The organism is Massilia sp. ST3, from assembly GCF_018119405.1.
In the GTDB taxonomy this organism is placed as follows: Bacteria; Pseudomonadota; Gammaproteobacteria; order Burkholderiales; family Burkholderiaceae_D; genus Telluria.
This window is the reverse complement of record NZ_JAGPWC010000004.1, coordinates 99147-115153: the sequence shown is the minus strand read 5'-3', so window position 1 is coordinate 115153 and position 16007 is coordinate 99147. Positions and strand designations below refer to the sequence as shown.

At 67.0% G+C, this 16007-nt stretch carries 19 protein-coding genes; 10 read left to right on the top strand and 9 right to left on the bottom strand.

The window, feature by feature from the left end:
- Window positions 1–36: 36 nt before the first annotated feature.
- A complete protein-coding gene (locus KBW98_RS02490) occupies window positions 37–1170 on the top strand; it encodes a M14-type cytosolic carboxypeptidase (protein ID WP_211518507.1) in 1134 nt (377 codons plus the stop codon).
- 18 nt (window positions 1171–1188) lie between these two features.
- Window positions 1189–1425, top strand: a complete 237-nt coding sequence (locus KBW98_RS02485; protein ID WP_211518506.1) for a hypothetical protein — start codon at window positions 1189–1191, stop codon at window positions 1423–1425.
- Between the two features lie 383 nt (window positions 1426–1808).
- Here the strand turns inward: KBW98_RS02485 and KBW98_RS02480 are convergent, their stop codons facing one another.
- From KBW98_RS02480 to pmbA, 3 genes are read right to left on the bottom strand one after another with little or no spacing between them, the layout of a single operon-like run.
- A complete protein-coding gene (locus KBW98_RS02480; RefSeq protein ID WP_211518505.1) occupies window positions 1809–2231 on the bottom strand; it encodes a DUF1801 domain-containing protein in 423 nt (140 codons plus the stop codon).
- A gap of 4 nt (window positions 2232–2235) precedes the next feature.
- Window positions 2236–2475, bottom strand: coding sequence for a hypothetical protein (locus tag KBW98_RS02475; protein WP_211518504.1), 240 nt, complete (start codon window positions 2473–2475; stop codon window positions 2236–2238).
- An 11-nt stretch (window positions 2476–2486) separates the two neighbouring features.
- Entirely contained in the window at window positions 2487–3839 is a 1353-nt protein-coding gene (gene pmbA, locus KBW98_RS02470) for a metalloprotease PmbA (protein ID WP_211518503.1), read from the bottom strand.
- Between the two features lie 94 nt (window positions 3840–3933).
- Between pmbA and yjgA the strand changes: the two genes are divergently transcribed.
- The 3 genes from yjgA to KBW98_RS02455 are packed head-to-tail and all read left to right on the top strand — an operon-like array spanning window position 3934 to window position 5822.
- On the top strand, window positions 3934–4533 hold the full coding sequence (yjgA, locus tag KBW98_RS02465) for a ribosome biogenesis factor YjgA (protein WP_211518502.1): 600 nt from the start codon (window positions 3934–3936) through the stop codon (window positions 4531–4533).
- A gap of 1 nt (window position 4534) precedes the next feature.
- On the top strand, window positions 4535–5140 hold the full coding sequence (gene mog / locus KBW98_RS02460) for a molybdopterin adenylyltransferase (protein WP_373888892.1): 606 nt from the start codon (window positions 4535–4537) through the stop codon (window positions 5138–5140).
- 13 nt (window positions 5141–5153) lie between these two features.
- A complete protein-coding gene (locus KBW98_RS02455; protein ID WP_211518500.1) occupies window positions 5154–5822 on the top strand; it encodes an alpha/beta hydrolase in 669 nt (222 codons plus the stop codon).
- A 157-nt stretch (window positions 5823–5979) separates the two neighbouring features.
- Here KBW98_RS02455 and KBW98_RS02450 read toward each other — a convergent pair whose 3' ends face one another.
- The gene (locus KBW98_RS02450) at window positions 5980–7305 is read right to left on the bottom strand and encodes an aspartate aminotransferase family protein (protein ID WP_211518499.1); all 1326 of its coding nucleotides are present in this window, start codon (window positions 7303–7305) and stop codon (window positions 5980–5982) included.
- A gap of 111 nt (window positions 7306–7416) precedes the next feature.
- Between KBW98_RS02450 and KBW98_RS02445 the strand changes: the two genes are divergently transcribed.
- Window positions 7417–7971, top strand: coding sequence for a carboxymuconolactone decarboxylase family protein (locus KBW98_RS02445; protein WP_211518498.1), 555 nt, complete (start codon window positions 7417–7419; stop codon window positions 7969–7971).
- 146 nt (window positions 7972–8117) lie between these two features.
- On the opposite strand, the gene KBW98_RS02440 is transcribed toward KBW98_RS02445, so the two are convergent.
- Genes KBW98_RS02440 through KBW98_RS02430 form a run of 3 tightly spaced genes read right to left on the bottom strand, consistent with a single transcriptional unit; the run spans window position 8118 to window position 9931 of the window.
- The gene (locus KBW98_RS02440; protein ID WP_211518497.1) at window positions 8118–8972 is read right to left on the bottom strand and encodes a fumarylacetoacetate hydrolase family protein; all 855 of its coding nucleotides are present in this window, start codon (window positions 8970–8972) and stop codon (window positions 8118–8120) included.
- Between the two features lie 51 nt (window positions 8973–9023).
- On the bottom strand, window positions 9024–9386 hold the full coding sequence (locus tag KBW98_RS02435) for a cytochrome c family protein (protein WP_211518496.1): 363 nt from the start codon (window positions 9384–9386) through the stop codon (window positions 9024–9026).
- Window positions 9383–9931 (bottom strand): cytochrome c, encoded by a 549-nt coding sequence (locus KBW98_RS02430; RefSeq protein ID WP_211518495.1) that lies wholly within the window; start codon window positions 9929–9931, stop codon window positions 9383–9385. The genes KBW98_RS02435 and KBW98_RS02430 overlap by 4 nt, the downstream gene beginning before the upstream one ends.
- Window positions 9932–10011: 80 nt before the next feature.
- Here KBW98_RS02430 and KBW98_RS02425 point away from each other — a divergent pair, with 80 nt between their 5' ends.
- From KBW98_RS02425 to KBW98_RS02410, 4 genes are read left to right on the top strand one after another with little or no spacing between them, the layout of a single operon-like run.
- Window positions 10012–10413 (top strand): cytochrome c family protein, encoded by a 402-nt coding sequence (locus tag KBW98_RS02425; protein WP_373888891.1) that lies wholly within the window; start codon window positions 10012–10014, stop codon window positions 10411–10413.
- A 47-nt stretch (window positions 10414–10460) separates the two neighbouring features.
- A complete protein-coding gene (gene coxB, locus KBW98_RS02420) occupies window positions 10461–11339 on the top strand; it encodes a cytochrome c oxidase subunit II (protein ID WP_373888890.1) in 879 nt (292 codons plus the stop codon).
- The gene (gene ctaD, locus KBW98_RS02415; protein WP_211518493.1) at window positions 11336–13852 is read left to right on the top strand and encodes a cytochrome c oxidase subunit I; all 2517 of its coding nucleotides are present in this window, start codon (window positions 11336–11338) and stop codon (window positions 13850–13852) included. The genes coxB and ctaD overlap by 4 nt, the downstream gene beginning before the upstream one ends.
- A 2-nt stretch (window positions 13853–13854) precedes the next feature.
- Window positions 13855–14181 carry a hypothetical protein gene (locus KBW98_RS02410; protein ID WP_211518492.1) on the top strand — a complete coding sequence of 109 codons (327 nt, stop codon included), beginning with the start codon at window positions 13855–13857 and terminating at the stop codon, window positions 14179–14181.
- A 22-nt stretch (window positions 14182–14203) separates the two neighbouring features.
- Here KBW98_RS02410 and KBW98_RS02405 read toward each other — a convergent pair whose 3' ends face one another.
- On the bottom strand, window positions 14204–15496 hold the full coding sequence (locus KBW98_RS02405; protein ID WP_211518491.1) for a sorbosone dehydrogenase family protein: 1293 nt from the start codon (window positions 15494–15496) through the stop codon (window positions 14204–14206).
- The gene (locus tag KBW98_RS02400; protein WP_211518490.1) at window positions 15493–15924 is read right to left on the bottom strand and encodes a DUF2231 domain-containing protein; all 432 of its coding nucleotides are present in this window, start codon (window positions 15922–15924) and stop codon (window positions 15493–15495) included. The genes KBW98_RS02405 and KBW98_RS02400 overlap by 4 nt, the downstream gene beginning before the upstream one ends.
- Between the last annotated feature and the right edge of the window lie 83 nt (window positions 15925–16007).

Sequence of the window (16007 nt, the reverse complement as noted above, 5' to 3'; positions counted from 1 at the left end):
TCGCCTCTCACCGTTCTTCCCATTACAGGACACACCATGTCTATCAAGATCAGCAGCCAGTTCGACGCCGGCGCCATCGAGGTCGTGAACGCCACGAGCGCCAGCGCCATCGACCTGAACATCCGCAAGGACTCGCACGCGGACATCATCCAGTGGTTCTACTTCCGCCTGCAGGGCGCGCAGGGCGAACCCTGCACCATCCGCTTCCTGAACGCGGGCCAGGCGGCCTATCCGGCGGGCTGGGAAGACTACCAGGCGATGGCCAGCTACGACCGCGTCAACTGGTTCCGCGTGCCGACTTCCTACGACGGCAAGGTGATGACCATCGAGCACACCCCGGCGATGGACAGCGTCTACTACGCCTACTTCGAGCCGTATTCGTGGGAACGCCACCTGGAGCTGCTGGACCGCGCCCAGATGTCGGAGAACGTGCGCATGCTGGACCTGGGCTCGACCGTCGACGGCCGCGACCTGAACATGCTGGTGATCGGCGAGCCTTCGCCCGAGAAGAAAAAGGTGTGGGTGATCGCACGCCAGCACCCGGGCGAGACCATGGCCGAATGGTTCGTCGAGGGCATGCTCGACGCGCTGCTGGACCCGGCCCACCCCTTCGGCCGCCAGCTGCTGAAGGAAAGCGTGTTCTACGTGGTGCCGAACATGAACCCGGACGGCTCGGTGCGCGGCAACCTGCGCACCAACGCGGCCGGCGCCAACCTGAACCGCGAATGGCTGAACCCGAGCATGGAACGCAGCCCGGAAGTCTTCCTGGTCAAGCAGAAGATGCACGAGGTAGGCGTGGACCTGTGCCTGGACGTGCACGGCGACGAAGGCCTGCCCTACGTGTTCGTGGCCGGCAGCGAATCCCTGCCGAACTTCACCGAGGCGCAAGCCGCGGCGCAGAAGCGCTTCAGCGACGACTTCATGGTCGCCAGCCCGGACTTCCAGGACGTGCACGGCTACGGCCAGACCCCGTACACCGAAGAGACCCTGACCATGGGTTCGCCGCACATCACCCATGCCTTCGGCTGCCTTTCCTTGACCTTGGAACTGCCGTTCAAGGACAACGCCAACGACCCGGACCCGCAAGTGGGCTGGGACGGCGCCCGCAGCGCGCGCCTGGGCGCGGCGGTGCTGCAGCCGGTGCTGAAGTCCATCCGCGCGATCAAGTAATCAAACAAGGAGCCCGCCATGAGCGTATTCGCCGCCCCGGTGTTCGACGCCACCGTCGTCTACGAAGGCCAGGAACTGTTCAAGGGCCGCGGCGCGGCCCAGACCTGGGCCGAGAAAGTCGCGAAGGAACTGGAAACCGAGGTAACGGTCGAGAAGATCGGCACCGGCTGGGCCTTGAAGGCCACGGTGGATGGCGAAGCGCGCACCTGGGTGGTGTTTGGGCAGCGGCTCAGCCGCAGTGAGCAGGCGGGCTAGGGTCTGTGTGACTGAACGCGGAGGCGACAAGACAAATATTGGTGCGATCGGTAGGGTGGACGGGGTGATTCGGGCCAGTGGCCCGAATCGCAAGCGTCCACGCGGTGATAGGTAGAGGCTGCGCTCTCGTGCGGGATGATCTCGATGCAAACTATCACCGCGTGGACGGCAAAGCCGTCCACCCTACGAAAAACTCACTGCGGCGCAGACTCAGTCAGATAGACCCTAGCCCGACGCAAACCGGCTGTGCTGCTTATCCCAGCCCGCCCCTACCATGCCCAGTGCCCTGCCGGCGCGTACTGGTCAAGCTCCACAGCACGGCCTCATGGCCGGCGCTGCGCATGAGCTTGCCGCCACCATCCTCTCCAAGGCTTCTGTCCTGATCAGGCTGCAGGATAGGCCGCGCGCGTGGCGGCCGCCGAGTCCTGCACCAGCTGGCGCAGCACGTCGAGGTCGAGGTCGGCCAGGCTGCGCACCGACAGGCAGGCCTTGCCCATCTTGTGGCGGCCCAGGCGCGCCAGCAGCGCGTTCTGGTTGGGCGAGGCGCCCATCAGGTAGATGCTGATGTCGTTCTTGCGCGAGGAAAATCCGACCAGGCAGGCATCGCCTTCGCGGCCGCTGTCGTAGCGGTAGTGGTAGCTGCCGAAGCCGACGATGCTGCCGCCCCACATGACGGGCGGCGCGTCCACGGCCGCGCCCATCAGGCCGGCAAGTGTTTCACAGTCCTGGCGCCGGGCGGCGTCGGGGATCGCGTCGAGGTAGGCCTGGACGCTGGCGTCGCTGGCGGTGGTCTTGTTGCCGGCCACGGCCTCAGAGCTGGACGCCGAGATGCGCCGCCACCCAGGAGTTGGCGTCTTCGGCGCTGTCGAAATGCAAGGTGGCGATGGTGGTCTTGTCCGGCGCCATGAAGGTGGCGTAGACCTTGCGGCTGTCGTTGCCGGAACTGAGCAGGTCCGAGGCCTGCGCCAGCTCGACCGTGGCCACCAGGTCGAGATTGAGCAGCACGGTTTTGTTGCTGCCCTCCTTGTCGATACGTACGAATCGGTTCATGAGCCCTCCGCTCAGCTGCCGGCCACGACCATCTTCTCGATCAGGATCGAGCCGGTGGACTTGTTGCCGCGCGTCAGCACATCGCTGCCGATCGCGACGATCTGCTGGAACATCTCGCGCATGTTGCCGGCGATGGTGATCTCCTCCACCGGGTACTGGATCACGCCGTTCTCGACCCAGTAGCCGGACGCGCCGCGCGAATAGTCGCCGGTGACGTAGTTCACGCCCTGGCCCATCAGTTCGGTCACCAGGAGGCCGGTGCCCATCTTGCGCAGCATGCCGGCGAAGTCGTCGGCGCGCTTCGTTTGGGTGGAAACGAGTTCGAGGTTGTGCGAGCCGCCGGCGTTGCCGGTGGTCTGCATGCCCAGCTTGCGGGCCGAGTACGACGACAGGAAGTAGCCTTGCAGCACGCCATCCTTGACCACCTTGCGGCGCACGGTCTTGACGCCCTCCTCGTCGAAGGGGGCCGAGCCGACCGCGCCGATCAGGTGCGGGTCCTCGACGACCTGGATGTGGCTCGGGAAGATCGACTTGCCCAGGGTGTCGAGCAGGAAGCTCGACTTGCGGTAGAGCGAGCCGCCCGACACCGCCTGCACGAAGGAACCGAGCAGGCCGGCCGCCAGCGGCGCCTCGAACAGCACCGGGCAGGTGCGGGTATCGAGCTTGCGCGCGTTCAGGCGCGCCAGGGCGCGTTCGGCGGCGTAGCGGCCGACGGCTTCCGGCTCGGCCAGTTCCTTGGGATTGCGCGAGGACGTGTACCAGTCGTCGCGCTGCATCTGGTTGCCCTTGCCCGCGATCGGCGCCACCGACAGGGTGTGGCGCGAGAACGGGTAGCCGCCGATGAAGCCGCGCGAGTTGGCGCCGACAAAGTGCGACTGCTGGACGTAGACGCTGGCGCCTTCGCTGTTGGTGATGCGGCGGTCGACCGCGAAGGCGGCGTCCTCGCAGCGCTTGGCCAGCTCGACCGCTTCCTCGGTCGAGATCTGCCAGGGGTAGCACAGGCGCAGGTCGCGCGGGTTCATCTCGAGCAGTTCGGCGTCCGGCAGGCCGGCGCAGTCGTCCTCGGCGGTGAAGCGGGCGATGTTCCAGGCCGCTTCGACCGTCGCCTTGAGCGAGCTGGGCGAGAAGTCCGAGGTATTGGCGTTGCCGCGGCGCTGGCCGTAGTAGACGGTCACGCCCAGGCCCTTGTCCTTGTTCTGCTCGATGGTCTCGATATTTCCTTTACGAACGGAAACCGATAGCCCACTGCCCTCGCTGATCTCGACCGAGGCATCGGTCGCGCCCTGTTCCCGGGCAATGGCCAGCACGTCGCGTGCGAGCTGTTTCAGCTGATCCTGGCTGTGGGTAAAAAAGGAATCGTTCATGTCGTGTTTTTCGTGGCGAGCCCTAAAACAGTTATCATAGCAGCCGTTTACTGTTTTCACCGGTAGCCCCGTGCCAACCGGATCAATCGATATCATGCCTAATCCAAACCGCGGCTCCGTGGGCTTCCAGTCCAACGAGTTTGAACAAGAATACGAACGCCCGTCCAAGTCTGAACTCAAGCGCCAGGTCAACGAGTTGCAGAAGCTCGGCGAGCAGCTCGTCGACGAGCCGCGCGACCGCGTCAAGCGCGTCCCCATGCCGGACGACGTCAAGGACGCCATCCTCGAGTGCCAGACCATCACCAACCACGAAGGCCGGCGCCGCCAGCTGCAGTTCGTGGGCAAGAAGATGCGCAGCCTGACCGAGGAAGAGGTCGATGTCATCAAGCGCACCATCGACAGCTGGAAAGGCGCCTCGAAAGCCGAGACGGCCGCCCTGCACGCCCTGGAACGCCGCCGCGAGAAACTCCTGGCCGACGACAAGGCCCTGACCCAGCTGCTGTCCGAGCAGCCGCAGCTCGACGCCCAGCACCTGCGCACCCTGATCCGCAACGCGCGCAAGGAACAGGCCGAGAACAAGCCGCCCAAGGCTTTCCGCGAGATCTTCCAGATCCTCAAGGACCTGGGCAAGAAGCCCAAGGAAGCCGCCCAGGCCGACGACGAGGAAGCGCCGGATGACGAATCCGGCGAGTGACATGCTGGCTCAGGAGCTCGTGATTGGCCTGGTGTCGGTCTCGGACCGCGCCAGCGGCGGCGTCTACGAGGACAAGGGCATTCCCGCCCTGCAGGAGTGGCTGGCGCGAGCCATCACCACGCCATACCGCATCGAAACGCGTTTGATCCCCGACGAACGCGCCGGCATCGAAGCCACCCTGACCGAGCTGGTCGACACGGCGCGCTGCCACCTGGTGCTGACCACCGGCGGCACCGGCCCGGCGCGGCGCGACGTCACGCCCGAGGCGACGCTGGCCGTGGGCACCAAGGAAATGCCGGGCTTCGGCGAGCAGATGCGCCAGATCAGCCTGCAGTTCGTGCCGACCGCCATCCTGTCGCGCCAGACCGCCGTCATCCGTGAGACCGCCGGCCACGCGGCCCTGATCATGAATCTGCCGGGCCAGCCGAAGTCGATCAAGGAAACCCTGGAAGGCCTGAAGGACGACCAGGGCAAGGTGATCGTGGGCGGCATCTTCGCCGCGGTCCCCTATTGCATCGACCTGATCGGCGGCCCCTATATGGAAACCGACCCGGGCGTGAGCAAGACCTTCCGTCCCAAGTCGGCCCTGCGCCCGCCCGCGAACTAACAAGGATTAACGCATGACCCAGCTGTTGGAAAACATCGAGATCGAAACCGCGCCGAATCCCGAAGTGGCGATCATCTGGCTGCACGGCCTGGGCGCCGACGGCAACGATTTCGTGCCCATCGTGCGCGAACTGGACCTGGCGGGCCTGCCCGGCATCCGCTTCGTGTTCCCGCACGCCAGGACCATGCCGGTGACGATCAACGGCGGCTACGTGATGCGCGCCTGGTACGACATCGTCGTCACCGACCTGACCCGCCGCGAGGACGAAACCGGCCTGCGCGCTTCGCAGCGCGAGGTCGAGGCCCTGATCGCGCGCGAGAAGGCGCGCGGCATTCCCGCTTCGCGCATCATCCTGGCCGGCTTCTCGCAAGGCTGCGCGATGACCCTGCAGACCGGCCTGCGCCATCCGGAGAAGCTGGCGGGCATGCTGTGCCTGTCGGGCTACCTGCCGCTGGCTTCCGTGGCCGGCGCCGAGCGCAACGAAGCCAGCCTGCAGACGCCGGTGTTTATGGCGCACGGGCGCCAGGACCCGGTGGTGCCCTTCCTGCGCGCGGAGCAGTCGCGCGATGCGCTGCAGGCGCTGGGCTACCAGGTGGAGTGGCATGAGTACCAGATGCAGCATTCGCTGTGCATGGAGGAGGTGCAGGATATTTCGGGGTGGATTCGGAAGGTGATTGCCTGAGTTGACGTTCCGGGGCTGCATGCAAACTTGGGCTCCGGCCTTCGCCGGAACGACGTGCGTAGGTACGTATCCGAAGTTGCAGATGCTGCTTGCTGGCTACTAAACCAACGTCGTCCCGGCGAAGGCCGGGACCCAAGTTCGCAGCACACCACCAGCATCACTGCTTGAACGTCGCCCCCACCGCCTCCTCCAGCCGCGACACGATCTCCGACAAATCCGCCGCCGTCGCAATGAAGGGCGGCGCCAGCAGCACGTGATCGCCGCGCTGCCCGTCGATGGTCCCGCCCATCGGATACACCATCAGCCCCCGCTCCATCGCCTTCTGCTTGAGCACCGCATGCACCCTGCGCTCCGGCGCGAACGGCTCCTTCGTCGACCGGTCCTGCACGAACTCCAGCGCCAGCAGCAGCCCGCGTCCGCGGATGTCGCCGACATGCTCGTGCACCCCGAACACGTCGCCCAGCATGCGCCTCAGGGTCGCGCCGCGGCTGCGCACCCGGGCCAGCAAGCCGTCGCGCTCGATCACCTGCTGCACCGCCAGCGCGGCCGCCGCCGCCACCGGGTGGCCGATGTAGGTGTGCCCGTGCTGGAAGGCCCCGCTGCCGTTGCGGATGCAGTCGACGATGGCGTGATGCGCCAGCACCGCGCCGATCGGCTGGTAGCCGGCCGCCAGGCCCTTGGCCACGGCGACGATGTCGGGCGCCACGCCTTCCTGCTCGATCGCGTACATGGTGCCGGTGCGCCCCATCCCGCACATTACCTCGTCGGCGATGAAGAGGATGCGGTAGCGGTCGCAGATCTCGCGCACGCCCTTGAAGTAGCCCGGCGTCGGCGGAATCGCCCCGCCGGTGGCGCCCACCACCGGCTCGGCGCAGAAGGCGATGATGTTCTCGGGGCCGGTCTTGAGGATGGTGGTTTCCAGTTCGTCGAGCAGGCAGGCGGTGTAGTCGTCCACGCTCTGGCGCGCCAGGCGGTCGCGGTACTCGTAGCAGGGAGCGACCCGCACCACGTCCATCAGCAGCGGCGCGAAGGCCTTGCGGCGCCACTCGTTGCCGCCCACCGCGAGCGCGCCCAGGGTGTTGCCGTGGTAGCTCTGGCGCCGCGCCAGGAACAGGCGGCGCTTCGGCTCGTTCATCTCGACCCAGTACTGGCGCGCCAGCTTGAGCGCCGTCTCCATCGCTTCCGAGCCGCCCGACACCAGGTACACGCCCGTGAGGTCCTCGGGCGCGCCGGCCACCAGTCGCTCAGCCAGTTCCTCGGCCGCCTCGGTGGTGAAGAAGCCCGTGTGGGCATAGGCGCAACGCTCGATCTGGCGGTGCATGGCGGCGATGACGTCGGGATGGCCGTGGCCCAGCGAGGACACGGCGGCGCCGCCGCTGGCGTCGATATAGGTCTTGCCGTCGCTGGCGCGGATCGTGATGCCGTCCGCGCCCACCGCGACGGGCGGCACCTGGCGCAAGTTGCGGTGCATGATATGGCTCATGACGAATCCTCCAGGAGAGTACGACGATTGACCGACACTTGACGATAAGGGTGCCCGGGTTCGCTTTCTTTGATTTTTTCCGTACGTCATGCAAATAATCCCGCACAACAGATGACTGACCGCCTCGGCCCCATCCCTCTCGCGGACATGAGCGCCGCCCAGCGCGCCGCCGCGCAAGAGATCATCGACGGTCCGCGCGGCGCCGTGTACGGCCCCTTCGTGCCCCTGCTGCGCAGTCCCGAGCTGATGGGCCTGGCCCAGCGCATGGGCGAATACCTGCGCTACCGCAGCGCGGTGGGCATACGTCTATCGGAACTGGCGATCCTGGTCACGGCCAGGCAATGGGACCAGCAGGTGGAATGGGCGATCCACGCGCCCATCGCCGAGAAGGTGGGGATCCCGCCGGGCGTCATCGCAGCGATCGCGCAGCGGCAGCGGCCCGGGGGCATGCTGGTGGACGAGGCGGTGGTGCATGACTTCTGCGTCGAGCTGCACGAGACGAAGGCGGTGTCGGACGCGGTGTATGCGGATGCGCTGGCGCTGTTCGGGGAACAGGGGGTGGTCGACCTGATGGGGATTTGTGGGTATTACACCTTCCTGGCCATGGTGATGAATACGGCGAGGACGGCGGTGCCGACGGGGAAGGAGTGGGTGTTGCCGGAGTGAGGGGAGTGCTGGGGAACTTGGGCGGAACAATGCCAGTGGCATTGTTCCGGCCTGCGCGGGGATGACGTGCAAGCGCTTGCCACTTTCGCTTGATCCGTCATCCCCGCGAAGGCGGGGACCCAAGTTTGCATGAACAGCCGAACCGCCTATTTCGCCTTAAGGAACGCCACAACCTCCTGCTGCTGCTCCCCCAGCCCCGCAATCCCCAGGCGCAGCTTGTCGCCCTTCTTCAGAAAACGCTGCGGCGAACGTCCCATTCCCACGCCCGGCGGCGTCCCGGTCGTGATCACATCCCCCGGCTCCAGGGTCATGAAGCGTGACACATAGCTGACGATCTGCGCCACCGAGAAGATCATGTTCGCGGTATTCCCGGTCTGCATGCGCTTGCCGTTCAGTTCCAGGTAGAGGTCCAGGTCCTGCACGTCGAACACCTCGTCGCGCGTCACCAGGAAGGGGCCGACCGGGCCGAAAGTGTCGCAGCCCTTGCCCTTGTCCCACTGCGAACCCATCTCGAACTGGAAGGCGCGTTCCGACACGTCGTTGACGACGCAGTAGCCGGCCACATACTTGAGCGCCTCGTCCTCGGACACGTACTGCGCGCGGGCGCCGATCACCACGCCCAGCTCGACTTCCCAGTCGGTCTTCTTCGAGCCTTTCGGCAGCCGGATCGGGTCGTCCGGGCCGGACAGGCAGCTGATCGCCTTGGTGAAGAACACCGGCTCCTTCGGCACCGGCGAACCGGTTTCCGCCGCGTGGTCGGCGTAGTTCATGCCGATGCCGATGAACTTGCCGATGCCCTTCACCGGCACGCCCAGGCGCGGGTTGCCGCGCACCAGCGGCAGGGTCTTCCAGTCGACCTTGGCCAGCTTGCGCAGCGCCTTGTCCGACAGGACGGCCCCGTCGATGTCGTCGATGATCCCGGACAGGTCGCGCAGGCGGCCCTCTTCGTCGAACAGGCCCGGTTTCTCTTTGCCCGGGCGGCCATAGCGCACCAATCTCATGCTGTGTTCTTCCTTGTCGTGAATACAAGGGGGCGATGATACCAAGGATCGCTATTGGCTGAGCAGATAGGCGCTGATGTCGAGGGCGTCGCGCTCGGTCACGCCCATCGCGGGCATGGCGGTCTCGGGGTCGACCGACTGCGGGTCGCGGATCCAGCGCACCAGGTTGGCCTGGGTGGCCGGCAGCTGGCCGGCGATGTACTTGCGCCTGGCCAGGCCGTCGAGCGGGCGGCCGACATACACCTCGGAACCCGCGATGCCCGGGATGACGTGGCAGGCATGGCAGGCGTACTGCGTCAGCACCATCTTGCCGCGCTCCGGATCGCCCTGCACGCCCGGCGCGGGACTGTCCTTGCCCTTGCAGCCCGCCAGCAGAGCCAGCGTCATGAGGATCGCGCAGCGCATCGGCGTCATGGTGTTTCCTCCTCCCGCAATGCGGTCAGGCGCCGGTAGTCGCGCGCCGACATGCCCGGCATGGCCGACACGAAGGCCACCACCGCCCACAGCTCGCCTTCGTCGAGGTGCACTTCCCAGGCCGGCATGCCGCTCATCTTCACGCCATGGCGCGTGATCCAGTACAGCTCGCGCGCTTTCCAGCGCACGGTGGCGTCCGACAAGGGCCCCGGCACGGGCTGCATGCTCATGCCGATGCGCGCCTGCGCCACGCCCGGGCCGCCGTGGCACTGGGCGCAGTTGTCGCGATAAAGGGCGGCGCCCAGCCGCAGCTGCTGGGGAGCGCCCAGGGCCGGAACCTTCACGTCCTGCGCATGGTGCTGGACGGAGTAGCGCATGCCCTGCTCCAGCACCGTGTACACCATGGGGAAATGCTGCTTGGTCGCGCCGATGTTGTACCAGCCGCCGAACAGGACCATCAGGCCCAGCGCGCCGCCCGCCGCCACGCCGGCCAGCGCGGTGAACAGTACGGTCTTGAGGACGAGTCGCGCGCGATTCGATAGCATGCAGATGTCCGTTCTATTGAAAAAATTACATCATTTTTTTAGTATTATAAAAGCCACAGGTAAATAGCGAGAAACGATACGTGCGCTACCCTTCTCTCCATCACGCTGTCGCCACGCTGTCCCTCCGGGCAGGCTGCGTCATCGTGCTGGCCGGCCTGATCGCCGGCTGCGCCAAGGAAGAACCGGTCGTGAAAGTGACCGGCGGCGACGCCGGACGCGGCCTGCAGCTGGTGCGCCAGTACCAGTGCGGCGCCTGCCACGCCATCCCCGAGGTGCCGGGCGCGGGCGGCGACGCCGGCCCTTCGCTTGCCTACGCAGGACGCCTCGGCTACATCGCCGGACGCATCCCGAACCAGCCCGCCAACATGGTGCGCTGGCTGCAGGACCCGCCCGCGCTCAAGCCCGACACCGCCATGCCCTCGATGGGCGTGTCGGAAGACGAGGCACGCCATATGGCCGCCTTTCTTTACACCCTGCGATGAGTGCGCCCCTGCAATCCGTCCTCCATCCCGCCGGCCTTGATGCCGCCGTGATCAGCCAGTTCGCCTGGGTCCTGTTCGGCGCAGGGGCACTGATCTTCGTGGCCGTCATGCTCCTGCTCCTGCTCAGCATGCGGCGCCAGGAACGCCCGGTGCGCCCGGCGCTGTGGATCGCCGGCGCCGGCGTGGCCTTCCCGGTGGTGCTGCTCACTTCCCTGCTGGCCTGGAGCACCTGGCGCAGCGCCCAGCTGGTGCCGCAGTCCTCGCACAAGGCCCTGACCATCTCGGTCACCGCCAAGATGTGGTGGTGGGAAGTGCGCTACCGCGATCCGCGCAGCGGGCGCGAGATCGTCACCGCCAACGAGATCCACATCCCGGTCGGCACCCCGGTCTACCTGGGCCTGAACGCTTCCGATGTGATCCACAGCCTGTGGGTGCCCAGCCTGGCCGGCAAGCGCGACATGATTCCCGGCCGCGTCACCGGCCTCACCCTGCGCGCCGAGAAGCCCGGCGTCTACCGCGGCCAGTGCGCCGAATACTGCGGCGCCCAGCACGCCAAGATGGCGCTGCACGTGGTGGCCTCCAGCCCCGAGGAATTCGACGCCTGGCTGGCGCGCCAGGCCTTGCCGGCCAGGCCCGCCGACACCGCGGTGCTGGCCCAGGGCCGCGCCGCCTTCCTGGAGCAGCGCTGCCAGGCCTGCCACACCATCCGCGGCGTGGCCGACGGCTCGCGCCTGGGCCCTGACCTGACCCACGTGGGCAGCCGCCTGCAGATCGGCGCCGGCACCCTGCGCACCCACCGCGGCGCGCTGGCCGGCTGGATCGCAGACCCGCAGGCCATCAAGCCGGGCGTCTTCATGCCGGCCTCGCAAGACCTCGACGGCGCATCGCTGCGCGCGCTCGCCGCCTACCTCGAACACCTGAAATGACGCCAGACACCCACGCGCCGGATTCGCTGCCCAATTCCCTGCCCCGCCCCGGCGGCGAACTCGCCCGCCTCGAAGAGGTCTGGCGCACGCCCACCGGCTGGCGCTTTTTCAAGACCGTCAACAACACCAACATCGGCCTGCTCTACATCGGCACGGCCCTGCTGTTCTTCATCCTGGCCGGCATCCTGGCCCTCCTGATGCGGGTCCAGCTGGCGGTGCCGGAGAACACCCTGCTCAGCGCCTCGACCTACAACCAGGTGTTCACGATGCACGGCACCGTGATGATGTTCCTGTTCGCGATTCCCATCGTCGAGGCGCTCGCGGTCTACCTGCTGCCCAACATGCTGGGCGCGCGTGACCTCCCCTTCCCGCGCCTGTCCGCCTATGCCTACTGGGCCTATGCCTTCGGCGGCCTGGCCTTCTTCTGCACCCTGTTCGTCGGCCTGGCGCCGGACGGCGGCTGGTTCATGTATCCGCCGCTGACCGGCATGAAATACTCTCCCGGCCTGAACGCCGACTTCTGGCTGCTGGGGATCGGCTTCATCGAGATCTCGGCGATCGCCGGCGCCATCGAACTGATCGTCGGCATCCTGTTCACGCGCGCGCCGGGCATGACGCTCGCGCGCATGCCGGTCTACGCCTGGGCCATGCTGGTGGTGGGCGTGATGATCGTATTCGCCTTCCCCGCCGTGATCGCCGGCACCGCCCTGCTGGAGCTGGAGCGCGCCTTCGACTGGCCGCTGTTCAATCCGGAACGCGGCGGCGATCCGCTGCTGTGGCAGCACCTGTTCTGGTTCTTCGGCCACCCCGAGGTCTACATCATCTTCCTGCCCGCCGCCGGCATGGTCTCGACCATGATCCCGACCATCGCCCGCTCGCCGCTGGTGGGACGGCGCGCCATCATCGTCGCGCTGGTGGGCGTGGGCTTCTTCAGCTTCGGGCTGTGGGCCCACCACATGTTCACCGCGGGCCTGGGCATCCTGGAGATGAGCTTCGTCTCGGCCGCCAGCATGGCGGTGGCGGTGCCGACCGCGATCCAGGTGTTCGGCTGGATCGCCACGCTGTGGCGCGGCAAGGTGCGCATGCACGCGCCCACCCTGTTCCTGCTCGGCTTCATGTTCATCTTCGTGCTGGGCGGCCTGACCGGGGTAATGGTGGCCGTGATTCCCTTCGACTGGCAGGTGCACGACACCTATTTCATCGTCGCCCACCTGCACTACGTGCTGATCGGGGGCATGGTGTTCCCCGTGTTCGCGGCCATCTACTACTGGCTGCCCCTCATCAACGGCAACCGGATGTCGGAAGGGCTGGCGCGCTGGGTGTTCTGGCTGATGTTCGGCGGCTTCAACGTCGCCTTCTTCCCGATGCACATCACGGGTCTCTACGGCATGCCGCGCCGGGTCTATACCTACCTGCCCGAGATGGGCTGGGACCTGCTCAACATGGTGTCCACGGTCGGCGCCTTCCTGTTCGCCGCGGGCGTGCTGTTGTTCGCCATCGACGTCGCGCGCACCCTGCGCCGCCCGGAACGCGAAGTCGGCAATCCCTGGGATGCGGCCACCCTCGAATGGCTGCCGTCCGAGGACTACGGCAACCGCAGCATCGCCCGCGTCACGTCCGCCGATCCGTTGTGGGACCAGCCGACCTTGTCGAAGGAAGTCGAGGAAGGCCGGCACTACCTGCCCTACACCGCCACCGGCCGGCGCGAGACCATCGCCACCAGCCCGGTCGCGGCCGAACCGCGCTACCTGATGATCCTGCCCGGCGACAGCTGGCTGACCGTGCTGGCGGCGCTCGGCACGGCCGGCTTTTTCCTGCTGCTGACCGTGAAGCTGGTCTGGCTGGCATGGGTCTTCGGCATCGTCGCGGTCGGCGCCACCATCGGCTGGCTGTGGCAGTCGGACCGCCCGCCGCCGGCAAGCGAGGCCCGGGTAGCGCGCGACCTGGTGCTGCCGGTGAACGCCCGCGGCACGGCGTCGCAGTCGTGGTGGGGCACGATGATCATGCTGGTCGTCGACGCCAGCATCTTCGCCTCCTTCACCTTCGCCTACGTGCACATCTCGATGCGGCTGGAGATCTGCCCGCCGCCGGGCGCCTCGCTGCCGGACGCGCTGTGGCCGATGCTGTCCGCCGGCCTGCTGGCGGCCGGCTCCGCCTTGCTGTGGCTGGGCGGACGCTTCGAACGCCGCTTCCTGCCCTGGGCCGCCCTGGCGGCGCTGGGCTGCGCGCTCGCCTCCTTCCTGTGCGAATGGCAGGGCTGGCGGCTGGTGCGCCTGGACGGCACGGTCGACGCCTGGAGCGCCGCCATCGCCACCCTGCTCGGCTACCAGGGGCTGCACATCGTGCTGCTGGCGATCCTCGCGCCCTACCTGTGCCTGCGCGCGTGGCGCGGCCACCTGACGGAGACCAGCCTGGCGACGCTCGACAACATCGTCCTGATCTGGCATTACACCACCCTGCAGGGCATCGCCGCCATCGCGGTGATCCGCGGCCTGCCCTTGCTGATGGACTGAGCATGCACGACCACTTCTTCGTGCGCCTCGCGCGCGCCACCGCTCCCCTGGTGATCTGGGCCCTGCACTTCGCGCTGTGCTACGGCCTGGCGGCGGCCCAGTGCACACCGGGCGGGATGCGCGCCGGCGGTCCGGACCGGGTGCTGCTGGGGGTGGCGACGGTGCTGGCGCTGGGCGCATGCGTGTGGCTGGGGTGGCGCGCGCGGGGCCGGCTGCGCGAACCAAGCGTGGGGCTGTCCGGCTATGCGGCGGTGGCCAGCGCGCTGCTGGCCGTGATCGGCATCGCCTGGAGCGGCATGCCGCTGCTGATGGTGGCGGGATGCGCCTGACGGCAGGGCATCCCGGCTACCGTCAAGGATTGCGGACCACCCGCCACACCGTATTGGACAGGTCGTCCGCGACGATCAGCGCCCCGCGCGGGTCGACCGTCACGCCGACCGGCCGTCCACGCGTCTTTCCGTCGGCATCGCGGAAGCCGGTCACGAAGTCGACCGGCTGGCCGGAAGGACGTCCGTTAGCGAAGGGTACGAAGATCACCTTGTAGCCCACCGGCTTGTCGCGGTTCCAGCTGCCGTGTTCCCCGACGAACACCCCGCTGGCGTAGGCGTCGCCCATGGCCGGCAGCGAAAAGCTCACACCGAGGGCCGCCACGTGCGACCCCAGGCTGTAATCGGGCTTGATGGCGGCGGCGACCTTTTTCGGGTCCTGGGGCTTGACGCGCGTGTCGACGTTCTGCCCCCAATAGCTGTAAGGCCAGCCGTAGAAACCGCCTTCGCGCACGGAGGTCAGGTAGTCCGGCACCAGGTCCGGCCCCAGCTCGTCGCGTTCATTCACCACCGCCCACAACTGCCCGGTTTGCGGGTGCATCGCCAGCGCCGTCGGATTGCGCAGGCCGGTCGCATAAGGCTTATGGGCGCCGGTCTGGGCGTCGATCTGCCACACCAGGGCCCGGTCGAGCTCCGCCTCCATGCCGCGCTCGGTGATATTGCTGTTCGAACCGATGCCGACATACAGGAAGCGCCCGTCGGGACTGACGGTCAATGCCTTGGTCCAGTGATGGTTGATCTCGGACGGCAGTTTGGCGATGCTGGTCGGCGGGCCGCTGGCCCTGGTCTGGTTTTCCTGGTAGTCGAAGCTGACCAGCTCATCCTGGTTCGCCACGTAGAGCTTGTTGTTCGCGAAGGCCAGGCCGTAAGGAGCGTTCAAGTCTTCGGCAAACACGGTTTTCAGCTCGTACACCCCGTCGCCGTCGGCATCCCTCAGCAAAGTCAGGCGATTGCCGCCTTTGACCTTGGTGTTGCCCTGGGCCTTGATATACCCTGCGATCACATCCTTCGGCTTCAGCTTCGCCGCGCCGCCGCCACGGCCTTCCGCCACCAGGATGTCGCCATTGGGCAGGACCAGGGTTTGCCGTGGAATCTTCAGGTCCGTCGCGATCGGCGTAATGGTAAAACCCTTGGGCACGGTCGGCCGCTGGTCGCCCCAGGCCGCCGGTTCGGCGATTTTCATGCTGGGCAGCAGGCCGCGCTGTGGCTCCGGCATGGCCGGATCCGCTCCGTATGCCTGCGTGCCGCCGCCCTCCCTGGTGCATGCGCTTGCAAGCAGCGCGATGCCGATCAATGCCAGGCTGTTCGAGCGCTTCATTGGACACCTCCCGAACGCCGGTCGAGGCCGGCCCAGGCGGCGGCGCAGGCCAGCAGGGTCACGATCACCGACAGCACCAGTCCGGCCGGCATGACCGCCCATGCGTCCTTCGCATGGACGAAGGCATTGACCAGTCCAAGCACCCAGCTTGCCAGCAGCAACAGGACATACATGAGCGGGCGTCCCGCCTTGCGCTCCGCACGAAAGAGATTGACCAGTGCGAACAGAAGAGCCAGTCCGCCGAAGAGCAGGCCGCCGGCAATCAGCCAGGAGGCGAAGTTGCTCCATTGGATCTGGTAGGTCTTGAAGTAAGCAATGTCATTCAGCAGTGCCCCGAGAAACAGCGGGACGGCTCCGGCAAGCAGGATCGTGTGCAGCGGCCCTGGCGCGCTTCGATAGCTTGGGCCGGCGGTGGCAACGGAAGACATTGGCGACTCCTCGACAGTGATGGCTGTTGTCCAAATCATATCGTCGATACCGGCGCGCCGGCGCATGCTTGAGGCCGGGATGG